This window comes from Alloscardovia omnicolens DSM 21503 (assembly GCF_000420505.1).
In the GTDB taxonomy this organism is placed as follows: Bacteria; Actinomycetota; Actinomycetes; order Actinomycetales; family Bifidobacteriaceae; genus Alloscardovia; species Alloscardovia omnicolens.
The window spans coordinates 15,352-31,463 of sequence record NZ_ATVB01000004.1; the positions used below are offsets into that span (position 1 = coordinate 15,352).

General features: G+C 45.6%; 13 protein-coding genes. 6 read left to right on the forward strand and 7 right to left on the reverse strand.

Features of this window, described 5'->3' with window-relative positions:
- The first annotated feature begins 14 nt into the window (after positions 1 to 14).
- From yidD to G464_RS0102510, 6 genes are all read left to right on the forward strand, one after another.
- Positions 15 to 299: a membrane protein insertion efficiency factor YidD gene (gene yidD, locus G464_RS09885; RefSeq protein WP_021617362.1), complete on the forward strand. Its 285-nt coding sequence runs from the start codon at positions 15 to 17 to the stop codon at positions 297 to 299.
- Position 300: 1 nt separating this feature from the next.
- Positions 301 to 1,293 carry a membrane protein insertase YidC gene (gene yidC / locus G464_RS0102490; RefSeq protein WP_022856594.1) on the forward strand — a complete coding sequence of 331 codons (993 nt, stop codon included), beginning with the start codon at positions 301 to 303 and terminating at the stop codon, positions 1,291 to 1,293.
- 458 nt (positions 1,294 to 1,751) lie between these two features.
- Entirely contained in the window at positions 1,752 to 2,309 is a 558-nt protein-coding gene (locus G464_RS0102495) for a Jag family protein (protein ID WP_022856595.1), read from the forward strand.
- Positions 2,302 to 3,015: a 16S rRNA (guanine(527)-N(7))-methyltransferase RsmG gene (rsmG, locus tag G464_RS0102500; RefSeq protein WP_022856596.1), complete on the forward strand. Its 714-nt coding sequence runs from the start codon at positions 2,302 to 2,304 to the stop codon at positions 3,013 to 3,015. The genes G464_RS0102495 and rsmG overlap by 8 nt, the downstream gene beginning before the upstream one ends.
- Before the next feature lie 12 nt (positions 3,016 to 3,027).
- A complete protein-coding gene (locus G464_RS0102505) occupies positions 3,028 to 4,020 on the forward strand; it encodes a ParA family protein (protein WP_022856597.1) in 993 nt (330 codons plus the stop codon).
- 1 nt (position 4,021) lies between these two features.
- Entirely contained in the window at positions 4,022 to 5,263 is a 1,242-nt protein-coding gene (locus tag G464_RS0102510) for a ParB/RepB/Spo0J family partition protein (RefSeq protein ID WP_022856598.1), read from the forward strand.
- A gap of 35 nt (positions 5,264 to 5,298) precedes the next feature.
- On the opposite strand, the gene trxB is transcribed toward G464_RS0102510, so the two are convergent.
- From trxB to G464_RS10290, 7 genes are all read right to left on the reverse strand, one after another.
- Entirely contained in the window at positions 5,299 to 6,234 is a 936-nt protein-coding gene (trxB, locus tag G464_RS0102515; protein WP_021617368.1) for a thioredoxin-disulfide reductase, read from the reverse strand.
- 61 nt (positions 6,235 to 6,295) lie between these two features.
- Positions 6,296 to 7,282, reverse strand: a complete 987-nt coding sequence (locus tag G464_RS0102520; RefSeq protein ID WP_022856599.1) for a D-alanine--D-alanine ligase family protein — start codon at positions 7,280 to 7,282, stop codon at positions 6,296 to 6,298.
- A gap of 20 nt (positions 7,283 to 7,302) precedes the next feature.
- Positions 7,303 to 8,643, reverse strand: coding sequence for an aminotransferase-like domain-containing protein (locus G464_RS08635; protein WP_021617370.1), 1,341 nt, complete (start codon positions 8,641 to 8,643; stop codon positions 7,303 to 7,305).
- Between the two features lie 8 nt (positions 8,644 to 8,651).
- Entirely contained in the window at positions 8,652 to 10,799 is a 2,148-nt protein-coding gene (locus tag G464_RS0102530; protein WP_022856600.1) for a protein kinase family protein, read from the reverse strand.
- A 78-nt stretch (positions 10,800 to 10,877) separates the two neighbouring features.
- Positions 10,878 to 12,596 carry a murein biosynthesis integral membrane protein MurJ gene (gene murJ, locus G464_RS08640; protein WP_022856601.1) on the reverse strand — a complete coding sequence of 573 codons (1,719 nt, stop codon included), beginning with the start codon at positions 12,594 to 12,596 and terminating at the stop codon, positions 10,878 to 10,880.
- On the reverse strand, positions 12,593 to 15,025 hold the full coding sequence (locus G464_RS0102540) for a DUF6049 family protein (RefSeq protein ID WP_022856602.1): 2,433 nt from the start codon (positions 15,023 to 15,025) through the stop codon (positions 12,593 to 12,595). Before G464_RS0102540 ends, murJ begins: the two co-directional genes overlap by 4 nt.
- A gap of 3 nt (positions 15,026 to 15,028) precedes the next feature.
- Positions 15,029 to 16,069, reverse strand: a complete 1,041-nt coding sequence (locus G464_RS10290) for an NUDIX hydrolase (protein WP_244264110.1) — start codon at positions 16,067 to 16,069, stop codon at positions 15,029 to 15,031.
- Between the last annotated feature and the right edge of the window lie 43 nt (positions 16,070 to 16,112).

Below are 16,112 nucleotides of genomic sequence, written 5' to 3' on the forward strand. Positions count from 1 at the left end.
CAAGCTTACTGAAGATGATTCAGTGGTATCGCTCCACCATTTCTTCGCGTACTTTGCCGCGCTGTAAATACTATCCCACATGCTCTCTCTATGCCGTAACAGCTATTGAACGTTTTGGAGCAATACGTGGGGGAGCGCTAATGCTGTTACGGTTGCTACGATGCAGACCGTGGTCAGCAGGTGGAATTGATGATGTTCCACAGAAATTTTCACTTTTTTATAGATTTTCGTGGTCTTCAGCGCATGAAGAGCCGAGCCTAGAACCGATATACCATCCTTACGAAGGGGACAAGAAGTAGAATGAATCTCGATCAAGGTTTTTTGGGTAGTATTTACAAACTGTTATACCCTCTGGAATGGTTAATGACCCAGGTGATGGTCTTCTTCCAAAAGTTCTTTGTTATGCTCGGTATGCAGGATGGCTCAGGCTTTGCTTGGGTTCTGTCTATTATTTTCCTGACCATTACTGTGCGCGTTATTATTTTGCCGTTCTTCGTCAAGCAGATGGCTTCTATGGGACGCATGCAGACAATTCAGCCTCAGCTGAAGAAGATTCAAAACAAATATAAGGGTAAGAACGATCCGGCATCGCGCGAAGCTATGAGCCGTGAGATGCAAAAGCTCTATAAAGATAATAATGCTAATCCAATGGGTTCATGCGTTCCTGGTTTAATTCAGGGTCCTGTCTTTATGGCTTTGTTCTATATCTTGACTGCAATCTCTCGTATTGCTGACGGTTCTCGTGATGCTTTGGGTGGCTTTACTCAAACCGTAGCTCAGCACATTATGGATACCGAGCTGTTTGGAACGAAGATTTCTCATAACTTTACGAACGCAACGGGTAGCGGAAAAATCGTTATCGGTTTATTCGTAGCATACATGTGTATTACTATGTTCCTCTCCCAGTACTACAGCTTGCGTCGTAATATGCCAAAGGAATCTTTTGGTACTTCTCAATACAATACACAGCGCATGATGGCATTTATTTTCCCTGTGATGTATATCTTCTCCGGTATCGCTTTCCCATTTGCAGTGCTGATTTACTGGGCAACAAACAATACATGGACCTTGATTCAGATGATTTTCCAGATTGAAAACTTCCCAACACCTGGATCTGCTGCTTATGAAACAAAGCAGAAGCGTGATCGTCACCGTGAAGAAAAGCGTCGCGAACGTCTTGGACTTCCTACTGTGGAAGAAGAAGAGTTACAGAAGGTTAAGGAAGCTCAAGAAAAGCTCAAGAAAAACGGCGGAAATCAGCGTTATCAGCCATCGCGTAAAAAGAAGAAGTAGCGAGTATTACAGCAGAGAGTGGCGTAAATGCGGGGCAGGTGCGCGGAATAGAGAGCGGTGTGAGCCCTGCTGAAGTGCGAGTGGTATCGAGGCGGTGCTGAAGCTCTGAAAGCTGAAAAAGCTAAATAAACAGCGTCGAAAATAGAAGAATGAACAGGTTAATGTTTCACGTGAAACATTGATGCGAAGAACGAAGTGCTGGTGGTGTGCGAAGTGTTCTGGTTGTGCGCGTGTACGTGGGTGCGTAACAGTGTTTGCGTGAGAGCGTGGCGATATTTCAGCGCATACTTTTTCGTACGAGATAAAAATCTCCGAGCGTGTCGTTCACAGTAAAGCAGTAACCGTAGGCAGAGCCTAAAGCTCTGCCTATCATTCTTTTAGTAGTAGGGAAGAAGTATTTGCCTGAGTCATGTATAAATACTTAGCGGGCGCTAAACTGAAGTGTGGTAAGGAGTGTTATGGATCAGAATACAGAAGTGAACCTCGATCAGCTCAATGATGAAGCTGATATTGCGGCTGACTATCTCGAAGAGTTGTTGGATATTGTCGATTATGAAGGCGATATTGAATTAGGCATTCGTCAAGGTCGTCCAGTTGTGCAAATTGTTGCCGATGATGATACTGATATTCGTCATTTAATTGGACGTGACGGTCAGGTTGTTAATGCGTTGCAGCACTTAACTCGTTTGGTTGTTCAGCAGTCTACAGGCGAACGTTCCCGCATTATTGTGGATGTAGATGGATACCTGAAGCGTAAGCGCGACAAGCTTGTTGCTGCTGCTTTAGATGCTGTGCAGGATGTGTTGGAGACGGGCGAACCTGTGGATTTGCGTCCAATGAATTCTTATGAGCGTAAAATTGTGCATGATATTGTGCGTGATGAGGGTTTAAAGTCTCGTTCGCATGGTGTTGAACCAAAGCGTTTTGTGACGGTGTATCAAAAGCATGATACTGAGGTTGAAACTCAGGATGATTTCGATGATGACACAGATGGTGTAGAAGAATACAATGACTGATATTCTCAGCTCTTCTCATCTTCCTCAGCAGGTTCTTGGAGATGCATACGAGAAGCTCGCTCTTTTCCATAAAAAATTAGAGACAGAGGGCGAGCCTCGCGGCATTATTGGACCTCGTGATGTAGATATTATTTGGGAACGTCATATTTTGAACTGCGCTGCTCTTGTTCCATTTTTGAGGGCTGAGCTGGACGGTATGACTAGGCGGTCTTCACAGTCTGCACAATCTCCAATCGTTGGAGATATTGGCAGTGGTGGTGGTTTCCCTGGTATTATTTTGGCCGCCTGTATGAGCGATATATCTTTTTATCTTGTTGAACCGATGGAACGTCGTGCGGAATGGCTTCGTGAGGTTGTTTCTGAACTTGATTTGCGTAATGTAACTGTTGTACGTGCTCGCGCTCAAGAAGTTGTTCCAAGAAAAGTTCTACCAGAATTACGTTCTCTTATGCCACGTGGTTTTAAGGGTTTCGATGTGGTAACCTGTAGAGCCGTAGCTCCAATGACGAAACTTACCGGCATGATGTTCCCATTACTCGCATCAGGCGGTAAACTGGTAACTCTCAAAGGAAAGAGCGTAGAAGCTGAGTTAGAAAAAGCGGTCAAGGAAATGAAGAAATATGGCGCTATTTCTCCTCATATCTATGAAGCTCCTGTGGCTGAAGGTTTGGAATCTACGCGCGTATTAGTGGTCAAGAAGAAATAATCGGAGGTAATAATGAGTAATGTTTCACGTGAAACATTCGAAGAGAACGACTCTCAGTTTGAACCTGCTTCCGATGTTATTCAACGAATTTTTAAGGATTCCTCTTCGTCTGAGGTTGGCTCATCCATTGCTAATGAACAGAAGCGCTTGGAACAGCTTGCCCTACAGAAGTTCGATAAGCCACAATCTACTCGATTTATTGCAGTAGCAAATCAAAAGGGTGGGGTAGGTAAAACAACTTCCTCAGTGAATTTAGCTGCTGCTTTTGCTGAGGCTGGGCTTAATGTTTTGGTTTTGGATATGGATCCTCAGGGCAATGCGTCCACTGCTTTAGGTGCTGCTCATGAATCTGGAACATTGTCTCTCTATGATGTGATTGAAGGTCAGGCTCAGATTTCTGAGGCATTGCAGGTGTGTCCTGATTTTGACAATCTTCATGTTGTTCCTTCAACTATTGATTTATCCGGTGCTGAACTTGAGATTGCTCAGTTAGATAATCGCGTGTATTTATTGCGTGACCAACTGCATTCATTTATTGAGACTAGCGACGTTCATTATGATTACGTGATTATTGATTGCCCGCCTAGCCTTGGTTTACTGGTGTTGAATTCCTTGTGTGCGGTTCATGAGGTAATTATTCCGATTCAGGCTGAATATTATGCGCTTGAAGGTTTGGGACAGTTATTGCGCACGATACAGTTAGTTCAGAAAAATATGAACCGTGAACTGCTTATCTCTGCAATTTTGATTACGATGTTTGATAAGCGTACCTTGCTCAGCCAGGAAGTGTATGCAGAAGTTGGCTCGCATTATTCGAACTTCTTACTGAAAACAACTATTCCTCGTGCTGTGCGTATTTCTGAAGCACCTAGTTTTGCGCAGTCAGTTATTGCTTATGATCCGCGTGGGGCTGGTGCTATTGCTTACCGCGAAGCTGCGTTAGAAATTAACCAGAAGAGTTCTAAAATTTTGTCCTCATTACAGCGTGTGAAGAAGGAGTTGTAAGATGCCAGCTGGACGTTCCCGACTTGGTAAAGGTCTCGGTGCTCTTTTTCCAACGATTGATGATGAAACCGAAAACGACAATGTTTCACGTGAAACATCTGCAACTTCTCAGACTCAAGAGTCTACTCACACAGGAGAAAAGGTGAAAAAATCCTCCTCAAAGAAACGCCGTGCTGTGATGCCGGGAATTGAGATACCAGCAACGTCGGCGAGTGGTGGAATTGGTTCTGGGGTTTCTGGAGGTGTGGTTGATGCTGGTTCTGGCTTGGGTGATGCTCAGGAGGAAATGCGCCCAAATATCCCAAGCCTCGAAGATTCTATTCCTCGCTATGAATCCACAGCAGCTCTCGATGCTTTGCTCTCCTCGACTGAGGGCGGCGCAGTCGTGTCTGGTTTGCGACGTGTGGATGGCGCGTATCTGACCGAAGTGCATTTGGATGATATTGTGGCTAATGAGCATCAGCCTCGTCAGATTTTTGATGAGGATGAGCTGATTGAATTGTCGCATTCTATTCAAGAAGTGGGCGTGCTCCAACCAATTGTTGTGCGCGAAGTCGACCCTGCTGCGCATGATGGCCATCATTTCGAGTTGATCATGGGTGAGCGTCGTACGCGCGCGAGTCGGTTGGCGAATATGGAGAAAATTCCAGCCATCGTGAAAACAACAGCAGATGACGATATGCTGCGCGATGCTTTGTTGGAAAATCTTCACCGCGTTGCTCTAAATCCGTTGGAAGAAGCTGCAGCGTATCAGCAGATGCTTAAAGAGTTTGGATTAACGCAGGAGAAATTGGCTCAGAGCATTTCTAAGTCACGCCCTCAAATAACTAATACTTTGCGCTTACTGCAGTTACCTGCTGCTGTTCAGAAGAAGGTAGCAGCAGGAGTGCTATCTGCTGGTCATGCGCGAGCATTGCTGTCTTTGAAATCAGTAGAAGATATGGATAAGCTCGCTAACCGTATTATTGCAGAAGGATTATCTGTACGTACAACTGAAGAGCTTGTTACTATGATGACAACGGGTGAGAAAACTGAAACAAAGAAGCGTTCTGCCCGTTCGAATCCATGGGATAATCCTGAACTTGTTTCTCGCTTGGAAAACCGTTTTGACACACGCGTGGCGATTAAGGGTTCTGCGAAACGTGGTCGTATTGAGATTACTTTTACTTCGCAAGAAGATTTAGACCGTATTATTGCTGTTTTATCTGAACAGAGTAATCAGTCTGGCGATGGTTGGATGTAAGACTATGGGGAGTGATGATCTCACTCCCCATAAGATTATTCGTGCTCAATAAGATAAGATTGAGCGTCTAAAGCAGCCTGGCAGCCAGATCCTGCGGCAACAATCGCTTGACGATAAACCTTATCTACAGCATCTCCAGCAGCAAAAATACCAGGAACAGATGTTGCTGTTCCAACTCCAGATGGCACAATATATCCTTCAGAATCGAGTTCAATAGCATCGCCTAAGAATCCTGATTGAGGAATGTGTCCAATAGCAATAAAGATTGCAGCAGTGTCGAGAGTAGATTCACTGCCATCAGCAGTATTGCGCAGACGAAGAGAGGTAACTCCACTGTCAGCAGACCCAACAATTTCTGTTACTTCTGTATTAGTAACAATAGAAATTTTGTCGTTATTACGCACCCGGTCAAGCATAACCTTTGATGCTCGGAACTCATCGCGACGATGAATAAGGGTTACTGAAGAACCATAGCGGGAAAGGAAGTCGGCTTCTTCCATTGCTGAATCGCCTCCACCCACAACCACAATTGGCTTGTCTTTAAAGAAGAAACCATCGCAGGTGGCGCAGTACGACACGCCTCGTCCGCTGTATTCTTCTTCACCAGGAATGCCAAGATGGCGGTAGCTGGCTCCCGTAGCTAAAATAACTGTACGAGATTCGTAGGTTTCACCCATATCTGTGTGTACTGTTTTAATATCACCGTTAAAATCAACAGATACAACATCGTCATACTCAACTTCTGCGCCGAACTTTTCTGCTTGTTCGCGCATATTTTCCATAAGATCTGATCCCATAATACCGTCAGGGAAGCCAGGGAAATTTTCTACTTCTGTAGTATTTACTAACTGACCGCCAGGTGTAATAGCGCCGGCAATAACCAGTGGCTCATACCCAGCGCGGGCTAAGTACAGAGCAGCAGTATAACCTGCAGGACCTGAGCCGATAATAATAGCGTTACGAACAGTCATATTTCTCCTTATATCTGTACAAGATATAACACGAACAAAAGAAGTTTATTGCTGTCTGGGCTTAGAGTGAAACGTCTGCATGAGGGATGTTGCGCTTTTGACTGATAACAGCGTCCAGCATGCGTGAATATAAATCAGATAAATCATACCCAGCAGCTACTGCTTGACGAGGCAAAATGGATACATCAGTCATGCCTGGAGTAACATTTGCTTCCAAGAATTGCGGAATACCGTTGGCATCAACAATAAAATCAACGCGCGTAATATCGCGCATACCCAGAACTTGGAAGGCAGTCAGCGCATCTTCTTTAACGCAGGTGAGAACGTCATCATCTACGCGCGCGGGAATAATAAACTCAGTCGCTCCAGGAGTATAACGCTCAGAGTAATCATAAACGCCGCTCGGTGTGCTAATTTCCATAGGAGGAAGCGCAATAATCTCATCGCCGGTATCTAAAATAGAAACAGAGACCTCAGTTCCTTCAACATAGCGCTCAATAAGCGCGGTCTGGTCGTATGCAAAGCAATCAACTAAAGCCTGAGGAAGAGATTCTGGTTCGCGAACAACCGTGCAGCCTAAAGCGCTGCCGCCCATATGAGGCTTCACAATAACGGGCATGCCAATCGATGAAACAATCAAATTAATAATGGACTTAACGCCCAACTCGCGGAAAATCTCCTGCGGCAACGTAACCGAATGCGGGGTATTAATACCACCAATCTTGCGTACAATATTTTTCGCAATCGGTTTACTCCAAGCCAACATCGATGCCTTAGCCCGCGAACCGAGGTAAGGCAAATCGAGCATTTCCAGAATATCGCGCAAAGATCCATCTTCGCCGTAAGAACCGTGGAGCAGAGGCCACACTACATCTGGACGCGTGGAAGGGTCGAGGAGATAATCGATAAGAGATGCGTCAACATCGTGAATATCTACATCCCAACGGCCAGCGTCTTCAAGAAATCCTGCCACACGGTGGCTGGAGCTGAGAGAAATATCGCGCTCGTGGCTTAAGCCACCGCATAAAATTGCTACGCGAGATGTCATGGTAAAACTCCTTCTAGTTCTTAGCCTTGTGTGGGATTGTTTGTAGCGTCGTGTGTTCGATTGCTTGCGGAGCCACTGCCGTCGTGCGTGGAGCCACTTGCACTACGAGCCGTACCAAACAGATTCACCGTAGCAAGCTCATCATCAACCACAGTTGAGAGGCGACGAATACCTTCAGTAATACGCTCTTCAGTTGGATAGCAGAAGCTCAAGCGCATATGGTCTGTTCCCTCATCGGTGTCGTAGAAAGCTGTTCCCGACACATATGCCACGCGCGCAGTAATAGCGCGAGGCAGCATCGACTTAGCGTTCAATCCCTCAGGAATCTTCAACCAAATATAGAAGCCGCCTTTTGGCTTATTCCACGAGCAATACGGCATATACGTGCGCAACGCCGAATCCATAGCTTCGCAACGCGATTTATACATGCTACGATATTCCTCAATCTGCTTTTTCCAATCGAAATTATCTAAATACGTGGAAATAGTCATCTGGCTCATATTTGAAGGGCTCAGAATCGAAGATTCATTAGCAAGCACCAACTTCTGGCGAATACCTGGAGGAGCAATCATCCATGCCACGCGCATACCAGGAGCAATAATCTTGGAGAAGCTACTCAAATACACCACATTGTCCGAATCCATAGAGCGCAAAGCAGGGTAGGTTTTATTCTCGAAAGATAGCAATCCATAAGGGTTGTCTTCTACCACAAGAACGTGATACTTGCGAGCAATCTCCAAAATACGTGGGCGACGCTCCACGCTCATGGTAACGCCTGCTGGGTTATGGAAATTCGGAACAGTGTAGAGGAACTTCACGCGCTTGCCTTGAGCAATAGCGCCTTGAATTGCTTCCTCAAAAGATTCAGGAATAAGACCATCTGCATCCATATGAGCGTTAATAACTTCAGTTTGGAAGCTCTTAAAAACGCCTAAAGCGCCCACATAGTTCGGATCTTCAGCAATAATCACATCGCCGGGATCGCACATAAGACGTGTAATTAAGTCTAGACCATTTTGAGAGCCGTTAGTAATAACCACATCGTCAGCTTGGGCATCAGTAATATTTTCCAAGCGCACAATATCTAAGATGCGCTCACGCAAGTGAGGGTCGCCTTGTGCAGAACCATACTGCCATGCATGAGTTCCTTGATCGCGTAACATCTTCGCTATGAGGTCGGCGAGTTCATCAAAAGGCAAATACTCGAGATATGGCATGCCACCAGCCAGCGAAACAACTTCCGGGCGGCTGGCAACGGCGAACAGTGCGCGAATTTCCGAGGCACGCATATCTTCAGCGCGCGAAGCATAGGATCCAAACCAAGGATCGTTTTTAATGACGTGAGCGGAATTGTGCGTCATAGCTGTCCTTAATAAAATGCGTAGTGAGTTAGTTTGATGATTTTCGGCAAGCTCGTTGCATCGCTTCCATCAATCCATACCACGAGCCTACTTGCTGTTACTGGTTTCTTCAAAATAACAGTCGAAACTTGTCCATTATCTGCAAAACTAAAGTGAGCAATTTCCGTTCCCGATGTAGGAAGGTTTGAGCTTGGATCAGGATCAGCATATACGTGCACCTGACCGCCGCCTGCAGCATTACCTATTTCGAGCTTCCAGAAGGTGGAAGGCTGATTGAAAGCGAAGTCGTATCCCCAAGCACGCATACCGTTTGGACGGTTCAAGAACGTGTATCCTCGCGGAGTAATAGGCGTAGTATTAGTTGTTCCTGCTGGGGTAGGTAAAGAATTTACCTTTTTATTCTTTGGTAACTCAACAGCTTTGATTGCGCTGTCTTGGGTTGCGCCTTTTCCCTTTTGAGTTTTCTTATGAGCTTTTTGAGCAGTTGATTTTTTCTGCTCGGACTTTTTTTCGCTCTTTTTCTGAGTAGCTTTATCTTGTGCAGCGTCTTTTTCAGATGGTTTTTTTGTGCTCTGTGAAGAGTTCTCAGAAGCAGTATCAGAAGAATCTTGTCCAGGGAATCGCACTTTTTCATGCTGAATTTGAGTCCATGGATCGTCTGCAGTACCAGGCGATACAGTTCCTACGCTTAAGGAGTAGAAAGCGATAGCAACTAAGGCGATAAGAATAACAGCAATAGTAATAAATGAAGCAATATGAGACTGGAAAAGCTGTGCCAACAGTTTTGCTGGCAATGGTTGCGCTTTACTTTCCGCTTTACTTCCTGAATTTTCCCCGCTTTGACTCTCTGCTTTACCAGCCCGCAAAGCCCGCTGAGATCTCTGTGATTCCTGCTGCTCAGTCTGCTCCTGCTGTGCACGATGAGGCTCAAAAACAGGTGGAAGAACCTGGGTTTGTGTAGAAAAATCAGTATCTACAGAGTCTAATGTTTCACGTGAAACATTAGACTGGGCAGCAGCTGCGCGAATCTCCAGAGTTCGCAATCCGGCAGTTTCGGTATCTTCATTCGCAAAGTCATTAAAATCATAAGGATCATAATGACGGTCGAGATTATGCTCATCCAGCTCGCCTAAAGCATGGAAAAGATCAGTCGATGTATCAGGGTGCGTAACATCCACAGATTTGCTACCGCCAAAAATCAGTTCTGATGCACTCCATTCAGGATGTTCATCTGCACTCTTTTTGCTATCCGAATCTTTCAAAGAATCAGGAATGTCAGCAATAGCCGATGGCTCCACGTGCTTAAACACAGCTTGAGTAACAGAAGCAGCAGATTCAACGCTGTTCTCTAAATTAATATCGGCATGATCAGGGCTGTTTATCAGTTCCTTCAGCGGACGCGAGGAGTCAAGCAAAATATTTAGTTCTAAAAGCGTAACCAGCGGAACAGGCGTGCGGCCATTGTTGTCTGGTAAGCACAGACTACGCTCACAAATAAGCATTAAATCGTTTGGAATGTTCATCTCACGCAACATAGCGCGTCCACGAGTTGCTAAAACAGAACGATATGGAGTGCCGGTGAGCATCTGGAAAGCAAGAGCACCAATCTGGTAGACCATCACACTTTCCACGTCGTGATTGGTGGAACGGAATCGTGGAGCTGTTGGTGGCAAAAGCGCTGCTGAAACAGGGAAATTTGCTAACTGAACGCCATCCGTGGTTAAGCGCACAGTTAAGTCATCGAGGCAATAATGAGCTTGCTGATGTTCATCCAAATCCTGGCAGATAGCAGTTACATCAGCAATAATCGAACGAATAGCTTGAAAACTTAAAGGAGAGTTCTCAGCAGAGGATACGTGGTCTGTGAGGTAATCGCGTAGCGTTGTTCCGCTATCTTCATCGGTAACAATAACGCAAACCTCTCCTTCTCTGTGCAAATGCAGAACAGGAACAAAACGAGGATCTTGCGACAATGCGAGGGTAGAGGCAGCTGTATTAACGCGCGAAATAATAGCGGAATTAGACACAAGAAACATATGGCATTCACGCTGCAAAGAATTATCATGCGTGCGCCACACGGATATGCCTGGTTCGTCGCGTAAGAGCTTCACCAAGCGGAAACGATTTAATACAATATCTCCGGTATTAAAATTCATTGTGTCTCTCTGTAAAAGTTATGCATACCTCTGTGACTATTTTAACGAGAGTACCGTTCAAAACCGAGTAAAAAATCACTATTTTGTGGAGGAACTGTTAGAGCTTTGAGAAGAACTTAAGCGCTCAAGAATTCGAGACACAACTGGATAGCGGTCGAGACGAAGACGACGAGCTACGGTAGCCACATTATCGCTGAATTCAGGTGTGCGAGTCAGTAGTAAAATCAGCGAAAAAGCAAGCGCTCCCGCAACTGTTGACGCCAAGCAGATAAGAACGGCAATAAGCCATGCAGTCTTACCATGAGCAGACTCAACAGTAAAGCGCAGAACCTTGCTTAAGCCATGTGAAGTCATCCATGCTGCCAAGAAAGTAATGCAACTAGCTAGAGCAATTTTTATATGCGTGACGGTGAAGTGCCCAATATGAAAAGCTGTTCCGAAACGCTTGTACAACATAACGAGCAGAACAGGAAGGCACATCATATAACTGATACTTACTGCATATCCCAACATAGCTGTTTGATGCTGAGGAGGAACCCATAGCCACGTGGCAATCTGAATAAGAAACTGTATACCGCTTTGAACGGCAGCAATAACAAAAGGACTTTTACCATCTTCGAAAGCATAAAATGAGCGCTGAGCCAGCAAAACGAGCGAGGTAAAAGGAAGGCAGAACGTAAGAGCAAATAAAATAGGGCTAATCAAACTCATTTGATAACCATCAATAGATGGCAAGAAAACTGCTGTTAGAGGGAACGAAATAGCCAGCATAACTGACGTGAAGAAGCACATAATCAAACTGCTGGAAATCATAGCCGTGCTTAAAATACGGGCGGCGGTATCTGTGTGATCCTCAGAAATATGATGCGACATGCGAGGAAAAATCGCTGTAGCAATAGAAACAGCGAACAAGGAGTACGGCAAAATATAGATGGTCATTGCGTTTTGATACGAACCGTTGCCTGCAACGCCATATAAATCACCGGCAGCTAGAGGTGCACCAGAGGCAATGCGCGTAATAAGAATGGAGGTGATTTGGATCATAATAGTAATGCCCAAACTCCATACGGCTACGCTTCCCATGGAACGCAAACCAATTCCACGAACTCCCCATGCAAAGCTAAAACGGTAGCCGCTGCGCAGAAGAGGAATAAAGAGGAGGAGGGCTTGCAAAGCCACGCCTGCAGTCCATGCTCCTGCAGTTAAGGTAATCTTGTCGGCAGTCCAAAACTCCAAAGGCTGACGCGAGGCATTGCCAAAAATCACTAAAAATGCAATAAAACCGGCGCAACTGACCACATTTGCAGCTACGGAACTCCAAGCATACATGCCGAACTTATCTTTGGCTGCCAAAATTTGGCCCAAAACCGTGTATAAACCGTAGAAGAAAATCTGAGGCGTACACCATAAAGTAAAGGCATTAGCTAAAGCGCGTTGAGGACCAGACCATTCTGAGCTGAGAAAAAGAGAAGTAATCAGATGCGTGCTTGCCATAATTGCAGCCGTCATGCCCAGCAAAATGACCATGCTTAACGTGACGAGCTTATCAAGCTGTTCCTTGGAATTTTCGGACTTCAAAGTTCGCACAATCTGTGGTACTAAAATCGCGTTAAACAGGCCGCCGGAAATAAGAGTATAAACAACCTGAGGAACGGTTGATCCGGTCTGATACGCATTCGCAGCAATTCCCGTTGTTCCCAGAGCAGCCGCTAATAAGATAGAACGAATCATGCCAGTTAAGCGAGATGCTAGGGTACCGGAGGCCATAATCAGAGAATTTTTGCCCACTGAACTCATGCGTTATGTCCTTTTCGTGTGATTTGACGTTTTGCGCCAAGAATGGCGAGAACTACGGATAATCCGAAAATAGCGTAGCCTGCGTTATCTAAAATGGTGAAAGAGCTGGTAATTTTAATGGTTTTGCGCTCGCCTATTTGAGTGGCTGGTTGAGTACTATTGTGGGAGCTGCTTTGAGAATCTGAGCTCGCTTGGTTTCCTCCCGCTTGGTTTTCTCCTGCTGAGTTTTCTTCCTCTGATCCTTGTGCTTCCGCGCTATCTGGCGTGGTTAAATATACTGCATATTCAGTGCTCCATCCCGAAATTGCGCGCACCGGAAGAATAACTTGTTGCTCGGAATGTGCGTCAACAAGAACATCTTTTTTACCGGAAATAACTACTTCAGAGCTCACTTTTTCTGATGACTTCGTGGCGATATTCAGTTTGAGCGCTACAGGAAGTTTATTCGATACGGTTACTGGCAAACTAGCTGTTTCGCTGACTACATGGAGAGATTGAGGCACAGAAATACTCACGCTATTGACCAGATTATTGGTAACGGTTGTCATAGCTGTGAGGGCTGCGCTCGTATGAGAGTCTTCGCTATAGCTACTAATAGAAGCACTGGAGAGCGCTTGAACAGCATAACTATTCGCCAGAGTATTTACCGTTTCTCGCCAACTGTCAAATTCTTCTTTCGATAATGTATGGTCACGATTTGCTGTGCCATTAGCTAAGTCTTGTGGATTGCGAGATTTCTTGTCTTTCTTTTCTAATTCAGCGCTGCTGACCACGCTACTGAAAAGAGTATCTAAACGCGCTGTATTCTTCTGAATAGACTGCGCAATAGAGTGCAAAGAGGTTTTCGTAGTCTCGTTTGTACTGGAAGCAGATGCAATAAAATCAGCTACTTCATTCTGGCTATACGCGGACTGAGCGTTCATCAGCGCATTCATATCGCTCAGCTGTGCCCACGATGCTGAAGATAACGCGCTCATCAGCGAATGCATATAGGAGATATGATCCGCATCAAAACTTTGTGCAGGATCAGCTGCATTAATCAACACAGTTCTGTGCTCATACGGAGCTTGGGTTTCGTAAAAAGCAGTCTGAGCAATAAAGCGGTTAATAAGACCGGCAGTAGATTGCTCTGCTACGGCATTACTCGATGTAGGGCGTCCTTGGGCAAGAGTGCTCAGCTCTTTTTGAGCAATCAGCACCTTCATATCGCTGCCATCCACGGATGTCTGAGCAACCGAATTATGTACAGCGCCATCTACTGTAGAGTTAAAACCATCAGTTGCCATAACAGTGCTATACCCAAGTTTTTGTGCACTTTTTAGAGCATCAGCGGACCATCCAGCAAGACCGTCGAGGGCAAGAGAAGGTGTGCTTGAGGTTGCGTTATCGCCCTGAGATTGCGCTGTTTGGTTCGCCCGAGCAAGTTGACTTGCTGGCAAAGCATCAATAAGTTGCGTGTTTGAGAGAGCAGTAATATCGATACCTGAGTTTTGGATTATTGCAGCGGGATTGAGATGATAGTCCGCGCGTGCAAGAGTAGAGAGATTATTATCGGTTAGAAGTTGTAACTGAGGATGCTGTGCAAGAAGACCAGACAGTGCAGATAATGTTGTTGATGCGCAGGATGTGCGAGAAGCAGTATTCGTATCGCTGAGTTTAATTGCACCGTTAAGCAGGTTCTGCGTTGTGGTGCGTGCATCTTGGTTAAGAAGAGATGATTGAGAACATGAAGGAATAGATGCTGTACTGACTGGCAAAGCTACTACAAAATTGATTGCTGGCAGATTTTGTGTGTAGGTTCCTGCATTTGAGCGCGTGACAAAAGTGTGTACCGTATCGCTTAACTCTCCGTTTGACGATTTATAGTTGACTAACAGAGGTTTTGCGCCCCACGTGGTCATTGCTACTAATGCTGAATTTGTTGGTTCAAGCTTCACATTCACCTGTGTGGACTCACCAGCATCGAGAGCAGGAACAGAAACCTGAGCTAGGGTTAGCGCTGTACGAAGTTTTAATTCTCCCTGCGCCCACTTATCCATATAATCGCTACTCAAAAAATCATAACTGGGAGCAGTTGAGAGGCTTACCGTTCCTTCAGGTACGCGCTCATGCGAGGTATTAGTTACCGTAAAACGTGCGGTATACCCGGAATTTGACGTAATAATACTGCTTGCAGAATCAATGCTTAATGTACGTGATGATTGAGCAGCAGAGGTTTTACTGGCTGCTGCAGCCACAGGCAAGGACGTCGTAATGCCTGCGCTCTTCGCCGTATCAGCGCCTGCGCTAGGATGAGTGCCCATGCTCAGCGTGCCGCCAAGAGCGCAACTAAGGGCTATGCTGGTTGTAGTTAATATACACCTGCGCAGAAAAGTCGAGCAGGAGTAGCGAGAACTATGGTCATGCTGAGCATTGTTATATGCAGTCATGTATTAGGATTCTTTCCTATGTTTTTTGGCGTATAGCCACACAATACGGCGTTCATTCGGATAGCTCAAAACATCCGTCAAATCGTCAAACTTAACCCATGTAGCGTCTTCTGCTTCGTGATCTGGATCGCCTTCAACAGTGAGGTATCCTCCCACCATGCGCAATGCATAATGATGCACTAATTTATGAATGCGCTGCGAATCACCAGTAAACCAGTAGTCAATTGTGGCGATGGAATCGGTTACTTCGCCCAAAATACCGGTTTCTTCATGAATTTCACGCACAGCGGTCTGGTCAGGCGTTTCGCCCTTCTCAATATGTCCCTTAGGTAAGCACCATTCAAGATGTCCTGAGCGGGAATGACGCGCAATAATTGCTACGCGGTCATGCTCGTCGAATACTAAACCGCCAGCAGAATATTCACGCACCACAGGCAAGTCACGGTTATCTAGGGAAGCGAAACTTGTTGGTGCATCCTCACGACGTTTTGCCATAATTGCCGGAGTAGGCACGTTGCGAGTTCTTAACTGTAGTTCTTCAGATAGCTTTTCTAAAGCCTGCTTAACGGATGCGTTACCTCTGAGCGCTGTGCCGATCTCGCTGAAATCACGTTCAGCTGTAGCGGGATTGTTCAGCGCGTTTCGATCGTTTTGATTGTTTCTATTGTTTCTATCGTTAGTCTCGCTATCCTCGTTTCCCTCGTCGCTCTTGCTATGCACTACGTGTGGCGATGGTATCTGAGATGACGTGCTGTACAGCGGAACAATTGAACTTGATATGCTCGTAAAGCGCGAGGTAGTAGTGCCGGTATTGAGTTCAAGATCGTATTCTGCGCGGTATTCCTCATCTTCCATAAAATATCCGCTGGAGTAATGCGAGGAAAAAGCAATCTCAATATGCGCAGAATTATTTCCACCATTCTCAGACGAAGATTGATCGCGTGAGCTCTTGCTTTGAGCATCAGAACGTGCTAATTTTTGGGCAGACTCAATAGTAGCGCGGGCGCGCTGTCTCATGCGATTCACATCTGCCGGGGTAATCATATCTACCAGTCTACTTGCCACCGTGTGCATGATGAGTAATGAT